18 protein-coding genes and 1 pseudogene are annotated in these 19,284 nt (G+C 73.1%); 12 read left to right on the forward strand and 7 right to left on the reverse strand.

What is annotated here, in order from left to right:
• A partial coding sequence (locus UWG_RS0122500; RefSeq protein ID WP_016909462.1) for a PucR-like N-terminal domain-containing protein occupies window positions 1-1,320 on the forward strand: 1,320 nt, incomplete at its 5' end.
• A gap of 63 nt (window positions 1,321-1,383) precedes the next feature.
• Here the strand turns inward: UWG_RS0122500 and UWG_RS0122505 are convergent.
• Window positions 1,384-2,019 (reverse strand): hypothetical protein, encoded by a 636-nt coding sequence (locus UWG_RS0122505; RefSeq protein ID WP_016909463.1) that lies wholly within the window; start codon window positions 2,017-2,019, stop codon window positions 1,384-1,386.
• Between the two features lie 696 nt (window positions 2,020-2,715).
• Here UWG_RS0122505 and UWG_RS0122510 point away from each other — a divergent pair.
• Complete coding sequence (locus tag UWG_RS0122510) at window positions 2,716-3,912, forward strand: PucR family transcriptional regulator (protein ID WP_029391686.1); 1,197 nt, start codon at window positions 2,716-2,718, stop codon at window positions 3,910-3,912.
• Between the two features lie 38 nt (window positions 3,913-3,950).
• On the opposite strand, the gene UWG_RS0122515 is transcribed toward UWG_RS0122510, so the two are convergent.
• Window positions 3,951-4,409, reverse strand: coding sequence for a PaaI family thioesterase (locus tag UWG_RS0122515; RefSeq protein WP_016909465.1), 459 nt, complete (start codon window positions 4,407-4,409; stop codon window positions 3,951-3,953).
• Between the two features lie 129 nt (window positions 4,410-4,538).
• On the opposite strand from UWG_RS0122515, the gene UWG_RS0122520 reads away from it, so the two are divergent.
• From UWG_RS0122520 to UWG_RS0122540, 4 genes are all read left to right on the forward strand, one after another.
• Window positions 4,539-5,045, forward strand: a complete 507-nt coding sequence (locus tag UWG_RS0122520) for a MarR family winged helix-turn-helix transcriptional regulator (RefSeq protein ID WP_016909466.1) — start codon at window positions 4,539-4,541, stop codon at window positions 5,043-5,045.
• 90 nt (window positions 5,046-5,135) lie between these two features.
• Window positions 5,136-5,510 (forward strand): hypothetical protein, encoded by a 375-nt coding sequence (locus tag UWG_RS0122525; RefSeq protein ID WP_016909467.1) that lies wholly within the window; start codon window positions 5,136-5,138, stop codon window positions 5,508-5,510.
• A 923-nt stretch (window positions 5,511-6,433) separates the two neighbouring features.
• A complete protein-coding gene (locus UWG_RS0122535; RefSeq protein WP_016909469.1) occupies window positions 6,434-6,643 on the forward strand; it encodes a hypothetical protein in 210 nt (69 codons plus the stop codon).
• A gap of 219 nt (window positions 6,644-6,862) precedes the next feature.
• Window positions 6,863-8,032: an MBL fold metallo-hydrolase gene (locus UWG_RS0122540; protein ID WP_237720229.1), complete on the forward strand. Its 1,170-nt coding sequence runs from the start codon at window positions 6,863-6,865 to the stop codon at window positions 8,030-8,032.
• Here the strand turns inward: UWG_RS0122540 and UWG_RS0122545 are convergent.
• Both UWG_RS0122545 and UWG_RS0122550 read right to left on the reverse strand, forming a co-directional pair.
• Entirely contained in the window at window positions 7,962-8,894 is a 933-nt protein-coding gene (locus tag UWG_RS0122545; RefSeq protein WP_029391687.1) for a helix-turn-helix domain-containing protein, read from the reverse strand. The two genes, UWG_RS0122540 and UWG_RS0122545, sit on opposite strands and share 71 nt — an antisense overlap.
• A gap of 258 nt (window positions 8,895-9,152) precedes the next feature.
• A complete protein-coding gene (locus UWG_RS0122550; protein WP_016909472.1) occupies window positions 9,153-9,671 on the reverse strand; it encodes a lytic polysaccharide monooxygenase auxiliary activity family 9 protein in 519 nt (172 codons plus the stop codon).
• 1,680 nt (window positions 9,672-11,351) lie between these two features.
• Between UWG_RS0122550 and UWG_RS0122565 the strand changes: the two genes are divergently transcribed.
• The 3 genes from UWG_RS0122565 (at window position 11,352) to UWG_RS0122575 (ending at window position 14,173) form a co-directional block, all read left to right on the forward strand.
• Window positions 11,352-11,744 (forward strand): hypothetical protein, encoded by a 393-nt coding sequence (locus UWG_RS0122565; RefSeq protein ID WP_016909474.1) that lies wholly within the window; start codon window positions 11,352-11,354, stop codon window positions 11,742-11,744.
• 257 nt (window positions 11,745-12,001) lie between these two features.
• Window positions 12,002-12,472, forward strand: a complete 471-nt coding sequence (locus UWG_RS0122570; protein WP_029391688.1) for a MarR family winged helix-turn-helix transcriptional regulator — start codon at window positions 12,002-12,004, stop codon at window positions 12,470-12,472.
• Between the two features lie 117 nt (window positions 12,473-12,589).
• Window positions 12,590-14,173, forward strand: coding sequence for an MFS transporter (locus UWG_RS0122575; RefSeq protein ID WP_016909476.1), 1,584 nt, complete (start codon window positions 12,590-12,592; stop codon window positions 14,171-14,173).
• A 582-nt stretch (window positions 14,174-14,755) separates the two neighbouring features.
• Here UWG_RS0122575 and UWG_RS34305 read toward each other — a convergent pair.
• Both UWG_RS34305 and UWG_RS0122585 read right to left on the reverse strand, forming a co-directional pair.
• A pseudogene (locus tag UWG_RS34305) lies at window positions 14,756-15,304 on the reverse strand (TerD family protein); the annotation flags it as partial.
• Between the two features lie 345 nt (window positions 15,305-15,649).
• Window positions 15,650-16,066 (reverse strand): ATP-binding protein, encoded by a 417-nt coding sequence (locus tag UWG_RS0122585; protein WP_016909478.1) that lies wholly within the window; start codon window positions 16,064-16,066, stop codon window positions 15,650-15,652.
• Between the two features lie 320 nt (window positions 16,067-16,386).
• Between UWG_RS0122585 and UWG_RS0122590 the strand changes: the two genes are divergently transcribed.
• Window positions 16,387-16,884: an Asp23/Gls24 family envelope stress response protein gene (locus tag UWG_RS0122590; protein ID WP_029391690.1), complete on the forward strand. Its 498-nt coding sequence runs from the start codon at window positions 16,387-16,389 to the stop codon at window positions 16,882-16,884.
• A gap of 399 nt (window positions 16,885-17,283) precedes the next feature.
• On the opposite strand, the gene UWG_RS0122595 is transcribed toward UWG_RS0122590, so the two are convergent.
• Window positions 17,284-17,634, reverse strand: coding sequence for an ArsR/SmtB family transcription factor (locus tag UWG_RS0122595; RefSeq protein ID WP_029391691.1), 351 nt, complete (start codon window positions 17,632-17,634; stop codon window positions 17,284-17,286).
• A 149-nt stretch (window positions 17,635-17,783) separates the two neighbouring features.
• On the opposite strand from UWG_RS0122595, the gene UWG_RS32320 reads away from it, so the two are divergent.
• Together UWG_RS32320 and UWG_RS0122605 are read left to right on the forward strand one after the other, a co-directional pair.
• Window positions 17,784-18,317 carry an NAD(P)-binding protein gene (locus UWG_RS32320; RefSeq protein WP_237720227.1) on the forward strand — a complete coding sequence of 178 codons (534 nt, stop codon included), beginning with the start codon at window positions 17,784-17,786 and terminating at the stop codon, window positions 18,315-18,317.
• Window positions 18,318-18,340: 23 nt separating this feature from the next.
• A complete protein-coding gene (locus UWG_RS0122605) occupies window positions 18,341-19,258 on the forward strand; it encodes a DMT family transporter (protein WP_029391692.1) in 918 nt (305 codons plus the stop codon).
• Window positions 19,259-19,284 lie beyond the last annotated feature (26 nt).

Consider the following 19,284-nt stretch of genomic DNA (forward strand, 5'->3'; position numbering starts at 1 on the left):
ATGGCACGGACGACGACGTCCACAGGCCGGTCCGCAGAACCGGCGCACCGCGCCCTGCGCACGGCCGCGGGGACGGAGGCGCTCGACCCGCTCCCCCGCGAGCTGGCGACGGTGATGTGGCCTGAACTCCCCACGCTGCTGGAGGAGATGGCGTCCGAGATCGCCTCAGCGGTCCCCGAGTACGGCAAGCTGCTCAACAGCCCGTACGGACGCACACTGCGCCTGGGCGTGCAGCGCAACCTCGCCACCTTCGTCACCAAGGTCGCCGACCCGGCGGCGTCGACCGCGGAGCGCGACGAGGTGTGCCGAAGACTCGGGCGCGACGAGGCACACCAGGGCCGAAGCCTCCAGTGCTTACAGACGGCGCTGCGCATCGGCGCCCGGGTGGGCCTGCGCCGCGCGAAGACGCTCGCACCCCGGCACGGCATGCCGCCCTCGCTCGTCGTCAGCTTCGCCGACGCCGTCTTCTCCTACGTCGACGAGATCGAGGCTCTCTGCCGCGAGGGCTACCTCGCGGCGAAGGACGGGACGGACGAGGAGCGCGCAGCCGAACGCCGCCGGCTCCTGCGGCTGTTGCTGGCGGGCGACGCCGTACCGCACTCCACCGTCGCCGAGTTGGCGAAGCGCGTCTCCTGGCCCCTGCCCGACGAGGTGACACTCGTCGCGCTCGGCAGCGGCAGCCGCCTGCCGCCCGGGGCGCTGGAGGAGGGCGTGCTCGTCGAACCGGACGACCCGCGCCCGCACCTGCTGCTGCCCGGACCGCTCGACGCCTCCGGGCGCGCAGCACTCGCCCGCGCCCTCGACGGATGCCGCAGCGCGGTGGGCCTCACCGTGCCGCTCGGCGACGCGTCGGACTCGCTGCGCTGGGCGCGGCAAGCCCTCTCGCTCGCGGAATCGGGTGTGATCCGGGGCGAGATGCCCGTGGAGTGCGAGGAACACCTCCTGACTCTCTGGCTGTTGGCCGATCCGCCGCTCGTGGAGCAGCTCGCCCGACGCCAGTTGGCGCCCCTGGCGCAGCTCACTCCGGCGCAGGGTGACCGGCTCGTCGACACCCTGCGCACCTGGCTGACGACGCGCGCGACCGCGACGAGGATGGCGGAGCTCCTCCACCTGCACCCGCAGACGGTCCGCTACCGTCTGCGCACCCTCAACCGCATCTTCCGCGCCCAACTCGCCGACGCCGACCAGCGTTTCGCCACCGAGGTCGCGCTCCGCGCACTGCACGTGCGAGGCGCGGCAGGTCCGCGCTCGGCAAACGGCGCCGAGGAGCCGCAGCACGGCAGGGCGGCGACGGCGGACTCCGGTCACCGCGACGGCTGACCCGGCCGCTGCCGGTACGGTGGCGGCCCGTCGGCCGGACGGTCCGCCACCGGGCAACGCGCGTCAGTCCTCCGGCTGTTGGGCCTGGGCGAGGTCGAGCGAAATCGTGTTGCCGTCGCCCGGGATCATCCCGTTGATCACCGGCGTGGCGAGGAGGCAGTGCTCGAACCGGGGGATGGTGTACTCGCCGGAGAGCGTTCCCCCGGTGAGGACGTTGAAGCCCTCCTGAGAGTCGAGGGAGATCGTCGCCGGCTCCTTCGTCTGGCACCTGCTTCCCACCGGCATCGGGATGCCGCCGACCTTGAGGTTCTTCAGCTTGATCGTCATCTTCGAGGTGGTGGAGACGGCGCCGTCCTGCGCGATCGTCCCCGTCGTCGGCTCGGTCTCCACCAGCTCGGTCGTCACCGAGACGGGGATGCCGAGCAGCTTGAACTCCCCGTCGGCCGGGGGAAGTTCCGTGTCGGCCGACAGGGTGCCCGCCGCCAGGTCGGCGGTGGCCTTCAGCGTGCCGGGCCCCAGGGCGAGGTCCGAGTCGGTGCCGGAGAGGTGGGTCGTGCCCGTGACCGGGTAGTCGAGGCGTACGTCTGCCGCCTCCGCCGTACCGGAGGTGGCGAGCGCGAGGCCGAAGGCGGCCGCGGCGGCGACCGTCCCGTGTACGGCGAGTCTGCGGCGGCGTGCAGCGGGGAGTGAACGGGTCATCTCGGCTCCTGTTGCGGAGAGTTGGAGGTGCGGGCTTGTGCGGGACGCCTCGGCGCCGCCGCCGGCCGATCGCGGGCGGAGACGGGCGCGTTGGCCGTCGGATGGCTCTCGTGCGAAGGGCGCTCCCGCCGCGGGCGGTGTGCCCGCCGGCGGAAGCGTGCGTGGTACCTGGGTGCGCTCGTGCCGGTGGTTGTCGCTGCGCAGGCGGTCCCGTGGCCGGGGGCACGGACACGGGACCCCGGGACGCGACGGCGAAAGGGGGGCCGACCGCCGGGCGTCCCGCGCGGAGCCGTCGCCGATCCGGGGACCGGCATACGCGCCGCGCTCCTCGGCCCGCCCGCGCCCTTTCGGCGTTTCGGCCGTGCCTACGAGCCGAGCGCGCTGACGAGCAGAACGCCGGGAACGTTACGGACGGGTAACCCGAACCGCAATAGCGCGGCACCGAATTTCCCCGCCGCAATACACGGCGAGCGATTCCTTGTCTCTCGTGCAGTCCGCGCACGGCGGGTTTTCGTAGCCGGGTGAGCACGGAACTCCACGCAGCTTGACGTGATCCGGCGAACGCGAATTGCTCGTCACCCGAAAGTGCGCGGCGAAAAAGTCCTGCCCGTCCTCCGCGGGCCGCAGAACACCACGGGCTCGTGCCGGGGGCGTCCGCCGCGCCGCTCTCGAACCGACCGCAGAAAGGGACTACGAGTGGCTGATCCCGCCCCTGACGAGAGCGAACCAGGCCCACGCGGCACGGGTCCGCAACGGGCCGCCGAACTACTGCGCGCCGAACTCCCCGAAGTGGCTGAGGAGTTGGTGTCCGCGCTCGCGGCGAGGTATGCGCCGTACCGGGCGGCGCTCGAAGGCCCGCACCGCCGCCACGCCGAACTCCTCGTCGAGCGCTGCCTCGACGGCTTCGCCGCCGCACCCGGAAGCCGGACCCGGCGCCGGAGGGACCGCGTGCTCCGCCGGCTCGGCCGCAACGAAGCCTACGAGGGGAGGAGCCTCGACCTGCTCCAGTCGGCGCTCCGCCTCGGCACGAGACTCGCCCTGCGACGGACGCGTACCCTCGCCGAACGGCACGACCTGGCGCCCGACGCGGTACTCGGCCTCGCGGAGGCGCTCCTCGGCCACGTGGAGGCTCTCGCCGGCGTGGCGGCCGAGGGCCATGCCGAAGCGACCGCCGAACTCGCCGGCGGTCGCGAAGGGTTGCGGCACCGGCTGCTGGCGCTGCTCCTCTCGGAGGCGCCCGTGCCGGAGGCGGTCGCCGAACTCGCCGCGCGCACCGGTTGGCCGCTGCGGAGCGAGGTGGTGCCGGTCGCGCTGAACACTGCCGCCGGGATCGACGCGCGGCTGCTCGGCACCCAGGTCCTCGCCGACCTGACGGGGCCCCGCCCGCTCCTCCTGCTGCCCGGTGACACCGTCCACGAACTGCCCCGGCTCCCCGGGCAGGTGCGTGCGGCGGTCGGCCTGCGGGTGCCGTTGGGCGAGGTGCGCGACTCGCTGCGGTGGGCGCGCAGGGCGCTGGAGTTGGCGCGGGCGGGCGCCGTTCCCGATCAGCCGCTCATCCGCTGCGAGGAGCAACTCGTCGCGCTCTGGCTGACGTCCGACCCGGAGCTCCTCTCCCGCGTGGCGGCGCGGTCCCTCGCCCCGCTCGACCGCCTCGGCCCCGTCCAGCGCCGCAGGAGCACCGAGACGCTCGACGCCTGGCTCGCCACCCGAGGCAACGCCACCCGCACGGCCGACCTGCTGCGGCTCCACCCGCAGACGGTCCGCTACCGGATGCGCGCCGTGGAACGCGCCTTCGGCGGCCGACTCACCGACGCCGACCAGCGTTTCGCCCTGGAGGCGGCTCTGCGCGGCCTGAGGCTGCCCGTCTCCGGAGGGCCCGACTCCCGGACATGAGCCGGCACTTCGGACGGCAGGCCGCCGCGCGGCCCCGACTATCCCGTGTGCCCGGCCCGTTGCGGCTCCGTCCGCGCCGTCCCGGGAACGACGACGGCTCCCTGCGCGAGCGCGCAACGGCGCTCGCCGCCGTCCGCGTCCACCGTGTACAGCTCGCACCGGCAGGTGGCGCGGGAGCGCGAGGAGTCGACGACGGAGGCGTGTGCGCGGAGGAGCCGCCCCTTTCCCGGGCGCAGGTAGTCGATGGTGAAACCGACCGTGAGGAGGTCGGGGCCGAGGACGCTGCCCGCTGCGAAGGTGAGCGCGTTGTCGGCGGCGTAGCTGAGGACGCCGCCGTGCAGGTAGCCGTTCTGCTGACGTAGCTCGTCCCTGACGTCGAGCGCCAGCACGGCTTCGCCGCCGCCGAAGGCTGTGACGCGCGCTCCCAACAGGACGCTGAACGGCTGCTGCGCAAGTATCCCCTGTGCGAAGGCGAGTTGCTGTTCCGCGTCGGTCATCGCGGCCTCCGTGCTTCTCAGTTCACCAGTGAAGTGAGCCTGCGGCAGAAGGCGTCCGCGGTCAAGGAGGAGGCCGCCGGCGCCTGTTCGCCTGTCCACGGGCGTGCGGCAGGTGCCAGGATCGCGTGCATGCCTGACACCCCGGACCGCCGCCTGTACTTCCTCCTCCAACGGGCCGCGCACCGGCTCCGCGTCGACGCCGACCGACGCTGCCTCGCCGCCGCCGACATCACGACGGCCCAGCTGGGCGCCCTCTACGCGATACGCGCCGCTCCCGGGGCCACGCAGCAGGAGTTGGCCCGCACCCTCGTGCAGCGCGAGTCGGCCGTCACGGCGCTCGTCGGGAGGCTCGTCGGGGCCGGACTGGTGGCGAGGCGACCCCACCCCGACCAGCACCGGGCCGTGCGGCTGGAGCTCACGGGCGGCGGCGCGGAGGCGCTGCACCGCGTGCAGCCCGAGGTGGACCGCTTCAACGCCGAGCTGCGGCGGATGCTCGGCGAGGAGGGGTTCGACCGTACGTCGGAGGCGCTGCGCCTGCTGGCGGAGGGGCCGGGGCGAGCGCCCGGTACTCCGGTGCGGCAGGCGGTGCATGAAGCAGGCGAACCGGAGCACACGAGTGGGGAGGGCTCCGGGTGAGGAGCCCGGGGCACCGCTCGGCGGGCGGCTCGGCCGCACCGCGGGGAGCAATCGTCGCAGAGCGCGGCGCCTCGCCGGAGAGGAGTCTGGATGGCCACCCGTACAGACAGCACGCAGCCGCAGGTCTCGGTGCAGCTCACTGCCTGCCGCCCGGAGGACGCGCGCGCCGTCTTCGCCGAGCTGGGGCGCCTCTTCCATCCGGACGTGGAGTCCGCGCCCCATGAGGTCTCCGGGCTGGACGACCGCCAGCACCGCGTGTGGTCCGCCGAATACACCGTGGCAGAGGACTGGCCCCTGCCCCGCCCCCCGGAGCTGCGCGGCCCCGTCGACGCGGAGCTCCAGGGCTCTCCGCACGCGGTGCAGCTCTTGGAGAGCGCCCTCGCGGAACTGTTCACCGTCCGGACGGAGACGGACGTCGCCGGTGACCAGGAGGAGCAGACCCGGGTACGGCTCGAAGCCCGCTGACCCGGGCCGCCGCACGCCCACGCCGCCCCGGCACCCGACGCCCGCCGGCGTACGCCTGAGACCGATACGCCGGCGCGAGGAAGGGCGCCGTTCACGCGCCGGCCGGCCTCGTCCAGGCACGCCGGGGCCGTACGCCGCCGCTCGGGCGCGGACTGGCGCGCACCTCCGGTGCGGGGCTGCACGCCCCTTTCGAGCCTCTACGCGTGAGTGATTCGGCCTCCTGGTGAACGCGTTGCCCCGGAGGACATCCGTCCCGAGACCGGGCACGCCCGCGCTCCGGGACGTAACCCTGTGCGCCGCCTCACTCACCGTGAAGAGCCACGCCGCCGGCCCCGCGCGCACGAGCGCGAGAGACGGACCCCTCGTACAGGAGCTGACGACGGGCGCAAAGGACCGCCAGGCGCCGCAGCTCCCCGGCTCCCTCACGAGTTGGCCAGGAAGAAGGGTGCTGTCCCTGAGGTGCGCGCCACCTCGCTCGTACCGTCGCGCGTCCGCCCCGGGCGGCGCCACGGACGTACCGTTCGTCAACGCGCAGGAGGATTCGGCGTCTTCGTCCGCCGCGGTGCGCAAGGAAGTCGGCGACCTGCGCCGGCGCACGCCTGCGCGCGAGCTCTCCGAGGCGGCGCGCGGCCTCGCCGCGGCAGGCCGGCGCAGGACGGACGCGCCGCGCTGACGGCCCGGGTCCGCTACGAGTGGTGCGCCCTCGACTTCGGATCCGAGGACGGGCGAACCGTCCCCGTCTGCGCGACCTCCCCGGCCGCGCAAGCCTCCTGGACACTGCGCGCCTCCAGGGGGCGGTCCGCCATCGCGGAGGACACAGGCAGCACACGCGGACAGCGGCCGCGACGGCGCAGAGCCAGCAGCCACAGACCTGGCGTACCGACGACGGCCCCGTCGGCCGACTCCGCGCCGTCCGCGCGAGGTTGCAGGAGGCGCCCGCCCGCGCGCGGCCGCCGCATCCCGTCGGCAGCGCGGCCGAGGCCGTGCAGCCCGCCGAGTCGATCCGCAAGTTCCGCATCGTGCCAGGTGAGTTCGCCGGAGAGTACGGGTTGCCGACCCCGTCGCTGGAGATCGCACACGAGACCTCGGCCGACACGTACACCGAGAAGTCGGAGCCGCTGTACGCCGGTTGACCCCCGCCGTCGAGGAGTACGGTTCCCTCCGGGACGCAACCGGAGAGGCAGGGGTCGCGTCCTGCCACCCGGAGACGGGGGCTACCCGCAGCAGTGGCCTAGGAGGGGACCGTGCCCGAACGGCGGTTGGCACAGCAACTCGGTTCAGAGAGGGCAGGCAGCCCGGCGAGCCCGGTCCGGCGGACACCGGGCTCCCCGGGGAGGAGGCGGCCGTCACGCCTGACCGCGGCGAGGCTGCGCCCGCTCTCCTTCGGCGCCGAGCCGAAGGGCGCGCGACTGCGGCGCATCGAGGCGTCACCGCACTACTCCCCCGACACCGGCGAGTTCCGCAACCCGGCAGGTCCGGCCCGCGCGGCCCAACCCGCCCATTCGCGTGCCGAGTTGGCGCGCGCCATGCTCACCGGCCGCGACCGCAGGCCCACCGGTCCGCTCCCCCTCGCCCAGCCGAGCGCGGCCCTGCGCGGGACGCCCCCGCTGACCGGTCTGCGGATAAGCTGGCTCGGCCACTCCACGGTCCTCGCCGATATCGACGGCCGACGCGTCCTCTTCGACCCCGTGTGGGGCGAGCGCTGCTCACCCTTCGGCTTCGCGGGGCCGCGCCGCCTCCACCGCCCACCGGTGCGGCTCACCGCGCTGGAGCCGATCGACGCGGTGGTCATCTCGCACGACCACTACGACCACCTCGACCTGCCGACGGTCCGCCGCCTCGCCGCCCTGGGCACCCTCTTCGTCGTCCCCCTCGGAGTGGGGGCGCACCTGGAACGCTGGGGCGTACCGCCGTCGCTCTGCCGGGAGTTGGACTGGCACGAGTCGACGGAGGTCTCCGGCCTGACGCTCACCGCCACCCCGGCCAGGCACTTCTGCGGGCGGGGGCTCCGCAACAGGCAGCGGACACTGTGGGCTTCCTGGGTCGTCGAGGGCGCCGAGCACCGCGTCTTCCACAGCGGGGACACCGGCTACTTCCCCGGCTTCGCCGAAGTCGGCGCGGTGCACGGCCCGTTCGACGCCACGATGATCCAGGTGGGTGCCTACTCCGAACTCTGGCCCGACATCCACATGACACCGGAGGAAGGGCTCAGAGCCCACCTCGACCTCAACGGGACCGGAGAGCGCGACGGCCACGGCGCCCAGGGCAGCGTGCTTCTGCCGATCCACTGGGGCACCTTCAACCTCGCCCCGCACCCGTGGGCCGAGCCGCCCGAGCGCATGCTCGCGGCCGCCGAGGCGGCCGGCGTACGCGCAGCGATCCCGTGCCCCGGCGGGGAGTTCGAGCCGGGCGGCGAAGGGCCGCTCCCCGTCGACCCGTGGTGGCGGGGCCTCACACGGTACGCAGGGGCGACCGGCGGGCCGCGTACGCGGCAGCAGCCTCCAGCAGCAGCGTACGACTGACCGACGGGGACTCCGATTCCGTCACGAGGCAGTCGATGAGGTGCCGGTAGTACTCCACCTCTTCCGGCGTCTCGACGTACCGAGCGGAGCGTAGCTGCTCCAGGTAGACGGTGTCGGGCAACTCGCCCGCGGGCAGCCGCAGCAGCGTGCACGGGCCGTCCGTCGCGGCCAGCCCCGCGCTGAACGGCAGTACCTGCACGGTGACATGGGGCAGGTCGCCCATCTCGACGAGGTGTCTCAACTGCGCCGCCATCACGGCCGGTCCGCCGACCGGGCGGCGCAGCACCGCCTCGTCGAGCACCGCCCACAGGTGCGGCCCGCTTCGCCTGTCCAGGACGCGTCCACGCCGCACGCGGAGCTCGACCCGGCGCTCCAACTCGGCCTGATCGGCGCGGCGTCGGGGAAGCGAGACGACGTGGCGTGCGTACTCCTCGGTCTGGAGCAGCCCGGGTACGTACTGCGGCTCGAAGCAGCGGATCACGCTCGCGGCCTGCTCGAGTCCGAGGTACGGGTGGAGCCAGGCGGGTACGACGTCGTCGAACTCGTGCCACCAGCCCGGCGTGTCGGCGCGCTCGGCGAGTGCGAGCAGCACCTCCCGTTCGGCCTCCTCGACGACGCCGTAGATCGTGAGGAGGTCGGCGACGTCGCGCACCGGGGCCCCGGTCCGTCCGCGCTCCAGCCGGGCGACCACCGCGGCGTCGACCCGGAGCGCCTCCGCGGCCTCGGCGCGGGAGAGGTACTGCGCCCGCCGCAGCGCCTGGAGCCGACGTCCCAGAATCAGCCGCGGCACAGCCGGAGACGTCGGCGCGGGCTCCGCCGCTCCTCCGGTGTGCGCCGCGCCGCGTGGTTCAGAGAAGTGCATCGTGCTGCTCCCGTACGTTTGCTCAGGCACCCACCTTCGCAGATTCCCCCTGGCTTGCACCGCGTTCCGGTAAGCGGCGCGCACCGTTCCGCAACTCCCCTGCTTCTTACCGCGGTTGAGGTCGGAAGAAACGATCCTGTCCGGGTCTGCCCGAGAACACGACCGCGGCCCGCGTGGAGGACGCGGGCCGCGGTGTGCCGTGCGGGAGACGGGTACGCGACCCGGTCCGGCGCGGCGGGTGTCCTGCGGTACGGGGGATCAGCCGCCGATGTTGACGTCCACGCAGGCGTAGAAGGCGTTGGACGTGTCGGCGATGTTCCAGACGGCCAGGATCTTGTGCTGACCGCTGAGGCCGCCGAAGTCGACGTCGTGCGAGACCTGTGCGCCCGGGGTCTGACCGCCGTCGTCGAACTCGGCGATCTTCTTCCCGTCGGCGTAGTACTCCCACGTCGACGTGGCGTGCTGCACCGTCAGAGTCCAGTTGAAGGTCGTGGAGCTGCCGACATCGGTGACCGCCCAGCCGCGGGAGTCGTCGTCCAGCTCGGAGAAGCGCGAGTTGCCGCCGCTGCAGCTGGTGAGGCCCTTCGGACCTTCGACGCTCTGGGGCTCGTACTTGATGTCGCCGCACTCGACGGTGCCCGCGGCGCACTGCGACTGCCGGCTCGGCGGCGAGTCGACGTAGCCGTGGGCGCTCGCCGAACCTGCCGGCAGCGTCAGCGCGATGACCGGGGCAATCCCGGCACCGATGGCGGCAGCCAGCTTCTTTTTCTTGTTCATGTCAACTCCTTCACGGAGGAGGCCGACGCTCGCCCGTTCCTCGCCGGCCTCGCGGAGTGGGGGTTCGGTCGACGCGGGGACGCTCACCGGACACCGAAGCACCGAGCCGGCCCGGGTATGCCGGCAGGCGCACCGATGGAGCCGGTTCCCGTGCCCACCGATTGGTCTAGACTTTACTGCCCGGCCGTCCGCGGTCAAGGGTTGCGACCGTCTGCCGTTTCTCAAATGCACTATGTGCAACGGAGATGGGGCGGACGCGGTGTTCGTGCGCCTCGCACCTGGAGACCGATCGCCTTTCACTCGCGGCGAGTTCCGGTGATCCTCGACGTCTGCACGACGGCCGGGCGAGCGCGGACCGCCGGGCAGCCGCCGCGCAAACGCCTGGCGTGCGCCCTGGTTTCGGGAGAACCGCTCGTCGGACTCCCGCACGAGTACGGAGGGATCGCTCGTTGCCTCCTCTGCCGTTTCCACCACGTCCCCGCCGCCGTGGCCGTGCGCCGCGGTCGGGGCGGAGCGGTGGCCCGTGCGGCACCCGGCGCGACGGCGCGGGGCGAGGCGGCCTCGCGCACGGGGGCGCGCGAGTGGGGCGGCGTACGCGCGTGCCCCCGGGACGGGGGCAAGGTGGCCTCGCTGCTCAGCCGACCGTGAGCGGACGGCGGACTCGGACTGCCGGAAAGCGAGGGCGCCCGCCGGCCGAGGGGCGGAGGGCGCCCTCGTAGGCATCGACTCGGTGAGCAACGCCGAAGTCGCGGGTACGCGGTGCGGAGCTCCGCCCCCGTCCGGTTCGGGCTCCTGCTCGACGCCGACGTCGCAGAGGTCGGGGCACAGCCCGTGCGGTGATCGCGCCGGCACCCCGAGCGGTCGAAGCCCCTGTCGGCGCGGCGCGTACGCCCAGGGCGCACGCATCAGCGCATCGCGCACGGACCGCACGCCCCCGCCGACTACCGGGCGCCGGCGGGGACACTGTGCCGGTGCGCCGTACGGCCCCGCGCGCGGGGCGCACGCGGGCGCTCGGCCTCCGGACCTCCGCCGTCGCCGGCTGCAGGTCCCGCGTGCTGTGCGGGCACTACCCTCTCGCCCACCTGACCCATAACCGGAAGCCGGCCCCCGTGCGCGTTTCCGGTCCTCGGCGCGCCGACGGACGTGCCGCGCACCCCCCGTCTCGCGCCGAACGCGACGAGCCCGCAAGGCACTTGACGAGCACCGAAGGGCGGGCCCGCCGCCGGACACGGCGTCGGCCGGCCGGGCGGCGCCGACCGTTACGCCGTCGAGCGCAACGACAGGCCGCCCCCGCAGTGGGCGCTTCCACCGGGGTGGCCGTCCCGGACCGCCGACCGCCGGAGCGCCGGCGGCCCAACGCCCGTTCGGCCGAGGCGCGTTGGTCCGGCCCTCGCCGCGGCTCCGCCGGACGGGCGAAGTGCCGCCGTCCGTGACAGCCGCGGAGCACGTCGTCCACGCGGCCCACTCGGCCGCCGTTGCGAAAACTTGAGCAACTTTGCACCGAATCCACTTGATGTGTTGTATCGGCGGGTTGATACCGATCTTTCCTGCGGAGAGGAGGAATCTACTCGTGGCGCGGGGAACCCAGCGAGCGATCCCCCTGCCCCCCGGCACTGGTGTATCCATGCACCGCCGCCCCGGGGTATCCCAGCAGCTCGCCGAAGAGAAAGAGCCTTCTCTATGCGCACGTTCAACAAGATCCTCGCCACAGGCGCCCTCGTCGCACCGGTGATGCTCGGCTTCTCCGGCGTCGCCGTGGCCGACCAGGGCCCGTCCTTCGGCGAGGGCGTCCAGGCCGCCGGCGCCAAGGGTGCCTTCTCGGCCGGCACCGCCTCCACCGCCGGTGGGTGGGACCGGGGCGGCGACCGCCACCACGACGGTCGCCACCACGACGGCCGTGGCCACAGCGGTCCGGGTTACTTCCACCACGCCGCGGTCGCCGGCCCGCACGGCGCCGCTTCCAAGCTCGTCGCGTCCGGCTTCGACCGCCACGGCAAGGCGTTCTTCATCAAGGCCGGCCAGGCCGCCGGCGCCCACGGTGCCGCGAGCACCGTGACCGGCTCCCACGCCTGACCCACGGGCCACCGGGTCGGCACCGACGCCGGTGCGCGGCCCCAGGGACCGCGCCGAGTTGCACACCGGCCGCACCACACCCGGCGGACGGCGGCAGCGAGGCGGGTACCACGAGCAACATCGGCCCCGGGAGGGCGACCTCCCGGGGCTTTCCCGTGCCCCGACGCCGGCATGCTCCCCCGCCGACGAGCGAGGGGTGCCGCACCCAACCAATACCTATGTTGACATAGGTAAATCTCTGCAGCATGATGGCGCCCGTGCCTTCCTCCCGCCCGTCACCGGCAGAACTGGACCGTGCAGCCCAGCGGCTCACGGCGCTCCTGCCCGTGCTCGGAAGGGCCGTCGACCGGAGGCTCGCCACGGACTTCGCCCATCCCCGGCCGCCCGAAGGGCAGTTGGCCCTGCTGCGGCTCGTCGGCGACCGCGACGGCATCACCGTCCGCGAGGCGGCGGAGACCCTGCTGATGAAGCCGAACAACGTCAGCGCCCTCGTCTCCGAGCTGGTCCGCCAGGGCGAACTCGTGCGCGCCCAGGACAGCGTCGACAGGCGGATCGCACACCTGCACCTCACCCCCACGGCGACGGAGCGCCTCGCCGAGGCCGACGGTCTGCGGCAGAGCTACGTCCGCGAGGCCCTCGCCGTGATGACCGACGGCGAGGTCGCCGCGATCGGCTCGGCGCTCAGCGCGCTCGACGCCTTGGCGCAGCGGCTCCACCCCACCAAGTAGCGCCCGCGCAACCGGCACCGCACCCGGACCACCGGGTGCGGTGCCGGTTGCGCGGGCGCAGGCCGAACCGCGGCCCCACCTCCCCCGTCCACGAATCCGCAAGGAGTCGACGTTCGCATGTCCACCACCCTTGACCGCGCGGTCACCCCGGAGGAGCCGCCCGTCCCGGCGATGTCCGGACGGCGGGCCAACCCGTGGCTGTCGCTGATCGCAGTCGCCTTCGGGCTTTTCATGGTCGCGCTCGACAGTTCCGTAGTCTCCCTCGCCAACCCGGAGATCGGACGCGACCTCGGAGCGTCCACCTCCGACCTCCAGTGGGTCACCAACAGCTATCTGCTCGCCCTCGCGGCAGCGCTGATCCTCGGCGGCAAGCTCGGCGACCGCTTCGGGCGCCGCACCTTCTACCTCGTCGGCGTCGCCGGGTTCACCGTCGCCTCCATAGCCATCGGCCTCGCGGGGTCGATCGGGGGCGTCATCGCCTTCCGTGCGGTCCAGGGCTTCTTCGGCGCCCTGCTCATGCCGAACACGCTCGGCATCCTGCGGTCCGTCTTCCCGCCGAAGAAGTTCGGGATGGCCGTCGGGATCTGGGCGATGGTCTCGTCGATGTCCACGGCGCTCGGGCCGACGGTCGGCGGACTCCTCGTCGAGCACGTCAGCTGGGAGTCGGTCTTCTACATCAACGCGCCCATCGGCGTCGCGGCGCTGCTCTTCAGCGGACTCGTCCTGCCGCAGAGCAGGAACGAGGAAGGGCACCGGCACTTCGACGTCGGCGGCGTCCTCCTGCTCGCGCTCGGCCTCGTCCTGCTCGTCTTCGGCGTGGTCAAGGGCGAGACGTGGGGTTGGAGCTCCGGTTCGACCTCGGCCGCGCTCGCCGCCGGCGCCGTCGTCCTCGTCGTCTTCGGTCTCCACGAGACGCGGGTGCGCAACCCGCTGCTGCCGATGCGTCTCTTCCGCAGCCCCGCGCTGACGATCGGCGCTCTGATCACCGCGATCAACTTCTTCGTCCTGCTCGGCGTGATCTTCTTCGTCATGCTGTACCTGCAGAACGTCCGCGGGCACAGTCCCGTCGAGGCGGGTGTGCGGACCCTTCCGCTCAGTCTCGCCTCCGTCGTCGCCTCTCCCGTCGGGGCCAAGCTCACCGAGCGGTTCGGGCCGCGCCTGACGATGCCGCTCGGCATGGTGCTCCAGGCGGGCGCCTCGTTCGCGATGCTCGGCTGGTCGACGGAGTCGAGCTTCCACGCGATGTGGCCGCCCTTCGTCGCGCTGGGTCTCGGCGTCGGCATGGTGATGGCTTCGTCCTCCGACGCCATCGTCGGCAACGCGCCCGTCCGCGACGCCGGGGTGGCGGGCGGTCTGCAGGCGACCGCGCTCCAGGTCGGCGGTGCGCTCGGCACCTCGGTGCTCGTCTCGCTCATCGGCAGCCGCGTCGGGGCGACTCTCGCCGGGGAGTTCGCGTCGGCCGGGGTGCCGGGCAAGGTCGCCGAGGGCCTCTCGGGGGCGAAGGACGCGGTGGCCATGGGCGTCGCGCCGGTCGACGCCCGCATGCCGGCGAAGTTGCGGACGGCCGTGGCGGAGGGGGCGGGGAGCGCCTTCATGAACGGGGTGCACACGGCCGTGCTGACCACGGGGGTCCTCTGCGTCCTCGCGGCGGTGCTCGCGGCGGTCGGTGTCCGCCGTAATCCTGACGCGTCGTCGGGCTGACGGGCGAGCGGGTGTGCCCCCTCGCGCAGAGCTGTGCGAGGGGGCGCCTGTGGGCGGGCGTACGCCCAGGGGCTACTCGAAGTCGTCGCCCTCGATGTACTGGTTCACGGTGACGTCCGGCTCGTCGTCGCTGAGCGCCTCGTTGAGGAGAGCGCCGCCCATGAGGCCGGCGGCGCCCGCGCCCACCATCGCGCCCATGCCGAACCGCCGTTGCCGGCCGCCCTGTTGGTCCGGTTGGCCCTGCTGCTGGAAATCCTGCTGCTGCGGGTAGCCCTGCTGCGCCGGCTGCGGGTATCCGGCTTGGGGCGCGGTGTAGTAGGGCGGCGAAGTCGTCTGCACGCGCTGGGCGCACGCGGCGCACGCCCCGATCTGGCGCGGGACGCCCCACTGGGGAGACCAGGTCACCGGGGTGGAGCCGGGGCCGTGGCCGGGGTCGAAGAAGCAGGTCATGGAGGGGCTCCCGAGGGGTTGCTGTGACATGGCCGCCGCGTCGTGCGGAGGTGGCGGTGCGACGGGGGCAGGCGGCGGTGCGGGTTGCGTCGGGGGCGCAGGGGCGCTCTCCGGGGCTTCGGGCTCGCGCAGTACGTCGACGCCGAAGTCGCTCGCGATCCCCGCGAGTCCGCTCGCGTACCCCTGCCCGACGGCGCGGAACTTCCACTCGGCCCCGCGTCGGTAGAGCTCGCCGAGGAGCATCGCCGTCTCGCCCGAACTCCGGTCGGACAGCACGAACTTGACGATCTCCGTGCCGGCCTCCCGGTCGGTGAGCCGGATCCGGACACCGGTGAGTCCGCCGAAGTCCTGGCCGCGCCGGGCGGCTTCGTAGAGCGAGAGCGGGAAGACGATCTTCTCGACGTCCGCGGGGACCGACGCCAGATCGACGTCGATCTCCTCGCGGTCCGCTCCGGCTTGCGTGCCGCGGTGGCGGACCGAACCGTCGGGGCTGCGGGGGTTGTTGAAGAAGACGAAGTGCTCATCGGAGAGGACCCGGCCCGAACCGCCGCAGAGCAGCGCGCTCGCGTCGAGGTCGTACGCCTCGCCGGCAGTCCAGCTCAGCCCGACGCGGACGGCGGTGAGGCCCGGCGACTGCTGCGCCAGCGACACGTTGCCGCCTCTGGTGAGGGTTACGCCCATGAATCTCCTCGGGCCCCGCGCCGCCCGGCTCTTGGGGCAGGGGCGAGCCGGGACCGGTTGTACCTGGCCTGCTGTGACGGCGTTCGGTCGCGGGAAGCAGCGGTGCGGCGCGGGCTCGCGGACGGCGGGGCCTCCGCGGCGCCCGCTCCGGCCCGGGGAGGCGGAGGACGACGTCGGCGGCGTCCGTGACGCGCTTGCCCCTCGCCGTTCGTTCCCCTTCCGCCGTCGCCGAACGCTGTGGAGACATTTCTACATCACTGTAGAGCGGCGCCGCTCGGCGCTTCCGCAAGGAAGACATTATGACGTCGTATCAGCGAACCGGCAGGCCTGGAGTTGCGGCGCGGCTCACCGGAGCGTGGCGCGGACGACTTTTCCGCCGGCGTCCGTGGGGCGGACCGACACCTCGTCCGAAAGCTCCAACACCAGCGGCCAGCCGAACCCGCCCGTCTCATCCCCCGTCTGCATGCTCGTTCGGCGGCGGCGCGGCGGGTGCGGACATCCGTCCGCGACGACGACGTCGATCCGGCCGTCCTCGCCGCGGCGGAAGATCAGGCGCTCCAGGCCGCCCGCGTGCCGCACTGCGTTGGCGACGAGCTCGGAGACGACGAGCAGGAGCGCCTCCGCCGTCTCCTGCTCCGGCTGCGGGTCGAGTTCGGCGAGGAACTCCTTCGCGGCGCGGCGTGCCTGTGCGCTCGTCTGCGGCCGGCACAGCAGTCGAGCGCACGCAGGTTCGGCTACGGCCACCTCCTCGTGGGTGTCCATCGGTCACCACCTCCGTCGTTCGTCAGGGTGTCCCGTTCCGTCCGGAAGGCGATAGCCTGCCCGATCCCGGCGGCGTATAACGTCCCCGGGGTGCACGGAGAGTGCGCGCGGCTCGTCCCGCAAGCGGCCGACCCGATGCGCCGGCGCAGAGTCGGCCTGCGGCGCGGCCGGTTCGGTGCACCGCGGTTTCCGGCCGGCGCACCAGGTTTCCCCGCGCCGTTCCGGGCAGGGCTCTCAAGAGGGCCTTCGCCGGTCCGCGCCGCACCTCCGGCGTGCGCACCGGCGAAAGGCACCACGTCCACGACGCGGAGGAGGTACCGGTGGCCACCGAGCAGACCGCTACCGAGCAGGAGCAGACCGGATCGGCGGAGAGGACGGGACAGCGCAGCACGACGGTGAGCGGCGGCGGGCACGGCGCGGACGAGCCGGCGCCCACCCGCGGCCGGACGTCCATCGCCGACCTGGTGGTCGTGAAGATCGCCGGCATGGCGGCACGCGAGATCCCCGGCGTCCACGACATGGGCGGCAACATCTCGCGCACGATCGGCGCCGTCCGGGACCGGGTGCCGGGCGGGCGGTCCAACGTCGGCCGGGGCGTGAAGGTCGAGGTCGGGGAGCGTCAGACGGCGATCGACCTCGACCTCGTCCTGGAGTACGGAGTCGCCATCACGGAGGTCGCGCGCGAGGTCCGGGAGAACGTCGTCGACGCGGTCGAGCGGTTCACGGGTCTGGAGGTCGTCGAGGTGAACGTCGCCGTCAACGACGTGCACCTGCCGGACGAGGACGAGGGCGCGTCGGAGGGCGGCCGGGTCGAGTGACGGAGCAGGGCTCGGGCCCACGGGGTCTCGCCACGCGCGTCGGCACGCGTGCTTCCGCGCGGCCAACTCCCCGACGGCTCCGCCGCGTTGTCCACGGACAACGGGCACTCGGGCGGGTGCGCCCTCCGCGTACAGGGCATCGGCCCGGGCCTTGGCCTCGTCGCGGACGGGACGCGCCGCCTCCGGGGCTCTTCCTTGCGGAACTGCCTCTGTTTCGCAAGGCGTTGCGCCTCCTCGCCGTCAACTCCGCTTCCGATGCCCGGCGTTCGGCCTGCCGGTCCCCGAGATTGCTTCCACGTCACCTCCGGGCAAGCACTGAGACCTCGTCGGGCCGCTCATCGAGGTGCCGCCCCGGTGGACGTATCGCTCGCGTACCGGCGGAAGTTCGGCCGAGGCGGCTCACCCGCCGCGCGTGAGGAGCTGCCCCATGGCCGCCACCACGCCGGGTTCGACGCGGTAGAAGACCCAGGTGGCCCGGCGCTCGGAGACGAGCAATCCGGCCTCTCTCAGCTTCTTCAGGTGGTGGGAGACGGTCGGTTGGGAGACGCCGACGTCCGCGATGTCGCAGACGCACGCCTCGCCGCCCGGGTGCGAGGCGACGAGCGAGAAGAGGCGCAGCCGCACGGGGTCGGCGAGCGCCTTGAACATCCTCGCGACGCGTTCGGCCTCTTCCGCCCCCAACGGCCTCTCGTCCAGCGGGGGACAGCTCGGCACCCGGGCGGCGACGGGCGGGGGCTTCGCTTTCGGCATGAGCGGATTTTGACACGCGTCTAAACAGTCGACCAGTGGCGCGAGACGATGCGGCCGACTGATTCGACAGGTGGCTACATTGAGAGACGCCGAACCGGTCACCATTCTGCTCGCGCATGGACATTGAAGGGTGTCGACAGAGAACCCCGATGGGCGCCACCGCGTGGTCACCCGTCGTGGTCGTCGGAGCAGGTCCCGTCGGCCTTGCGGCCGCGGCGCACCTTCTCGAACGGGTCCTGGAAATCCTGGTGTTGGAGGCCGATGAGAGCGTCGGAACGGCCGTCCAGGAGCGTGAGGCCGTTCTCGCCGTGGAGGTACGACACCGACGGCGACCGAGGAGCTCGCTCCCCGCATCCGCACCGGAGTCCGCGCAACCGCGGTGTCGCGCAAGGGAGTCGACGCCATGCCCGCCCTGGGGCGTGCGGCGCGCCCGCGCCGTCGTCGACGCCTCCGGCACCCGGGGGCGCCCCGAGCCGCTCGGCCACTCGGGGCTCTCGGCGTCGGGCGAGACGGAGGCCACCGACCACGTCACCGGACGGCTGCCCGACGTGCTGGGCAGTGACCGTTCGGCTGCCGGTGCGCTGCGCGGTCGTGGTGGACGGAGGCCCCGACGGCAGCCGAGCCGTGGAACGCGGCGTCGGAATACCGCCGGTCTTCCGAGTCGGTTCGCGCTTCTCTCTTGAGGATCGACTCGAAGGAGAGAAACGTGCCAGTAGTCGGCCAGTTCGTGCTGCTCGCCCTGGCGTGGGGCTCCAGCTTTCTGTTCGTCAAGATCGGTCTGGAGTCGTTGGCACCACTCCAGGTGGTGTGGGCGCGCATGGTCGTGGGCGCCGCTGCCCTCTGGCTGGCCGCACTCGTCGCGCGCCGGCGGGTGCCTCGCGACAAGGCGCTGTGGGGGCATCTGACCGTCGTGGCCGTGCTGTTGTGCCTCGTGCCCTTCACGCTCTTCGCCTGGGCCGAGCAGCGGATCGCCTCGGGGCTCGCCAGCACGTACAACGCCACGACGCCGCTGATGGCGATGGCGTGGTCCGCCGTTCTGCTGCCGGCCGAACGCCTCACCCGCCATGCCGCCGCCGGCCTGCTGCTCGGCTTCGCCGGCGTACTGGTGATCCTCGACCCGCTCGCTCTCGACCCGGGAGGCGACCTCACGGCCCAACTCGCCTGTCTCGCCGCGACGGCCTGCTACGGGATCGCCTTCGTCCACCTGCGGCGCTTCGTCTCACCGCGTCGACTGCCCGGTCTTCCCGTCGCCGTCGTCCAGGTCACGGCGGGCGCCGCGGTGATGGTGGCGGCGACGCCCTTCCTCGCCTCGCCGGCGCCGGGCGAGTTGACCTGGCGGGTGCTGCTCGCCACCGTCGCCCTCGGCGCCTTCGGCACGGGGCTCGCCTACGTCTGGAACACCAACGTCGTGGCGGCCTGGGGCGCGGCGAACGCTGCCGCCGTCACCTACCTCGCTCCGGTCGTCGGCGTCACGTCGGGGGTTCTTCTCCTGGGGGAGCCGGTCTCCTGGAACCAGGTCGGCGGGGCGGTACTCGTCATGCTCGGCATCGTCCTCAGCCACGGCCGCCTTCCCGGGCGGCGGCCCCGCGCGGGGAGCGAACCGTCCGGCGACGAGCGGCGGTGAGCGGGAGCTGAGCGGCGGCCGCCGCC

The organism is Streptomyces xiaopingdaonensis, assembly GCF_000262345.1.
Lineage (GTDB): Bacteria > Actinomycetota > Actinomycetes > Streptomycetales > Streptomycetaceae > Streptomyces > Streptomyces xiaopingdaonensis.

What these genes read in the sequence shown, in the direction of transcription:
- UWG_RS0122520 (WP_016909466.1), top strand. Translation starts at nt 4,539, where the DNA reads ATGCCTGACACCCCGGACCGCCGCCTGTACTTCCTCCTCCAACGGGCC.
- UWG_RS0122505 (WP_016909463.1), bottom strand. Translation starts at nt 2,019, where the DNA reads ATGACCCGTTCACTCCCCGCTGCACGCCGCCGCAGACTCGCCGTACAC.
- UWG_RS0122595 (WP_029391691.1), bottom strand. Translation starts at nt 17,634, where the DNA reads ATGCCGAAAGCGAAGCCCCCGCCCGTCGCCGCCCGGGTGCCGAGCTGT.
- UWG_RS0122565 (WP_016909474.1), top strand. Translation starts at nt 11,352, where the DNA reads ATGCGCACGTTCAACAAGATCCTCGCCACAGGCGCCCTCGTCGCACCG.
- UWG_RS0122515 (WP_016909465.1), bottom strand. Translation starts at nt 4,409, where the DNA reads ATGACCGACGCGGAACAGCAACTCGCCTTCGCACAGGGGATACTTGCG.
- UWG_RS0122585 (WP_016909478.1), bottom strand. Translation starts at nt 16,066, where the DNA reads ATGGACACCCACGAGGAGGTGGCCGTAGCCGAACCTGCGTGCGCTCGA.
- UWG_RS0122550 (WP_016909472.1), bottom strand. Translation starts at nt 9,671, where the DNA reads ATGAACAAGAAAAAGAAGCTGGCTGCCGCCATCGGTGCCGGGATTGCC.
- UWG_RS0122575 (WP_016909476.1), top strand. Translation starts at nt 12,590, where the DNA reads ATGTCCACCACCCTTGACCGCGCGGTCACCCCGGAGGAGCCGCCCGTC.
- UWG_RS0122545 (WP_029391687.1), bottom strand. Translation starts at nt 8,894, where the DNA reads ATGCACTTCTCTGAACCACGCGGCGCGGCGCACACCGGAGGAGCGGCG.
- UWG_RS32320 (WP_237720227.1), top strand. Translation starts at nt 17,784, where the DNA reads ATGGGCGCCACCGCGTGGTCACCCGTCGTGGTCGTCGGAGCAGGTCCC.
- UWG_RS0122525 (WP_016909467.1), top strand. Translation starts at nt 5,136, where the DNA reads ATGGCCACCCGTACAGACAGCACGCAGCCGCAGGTCTCGGTGCAGCTC.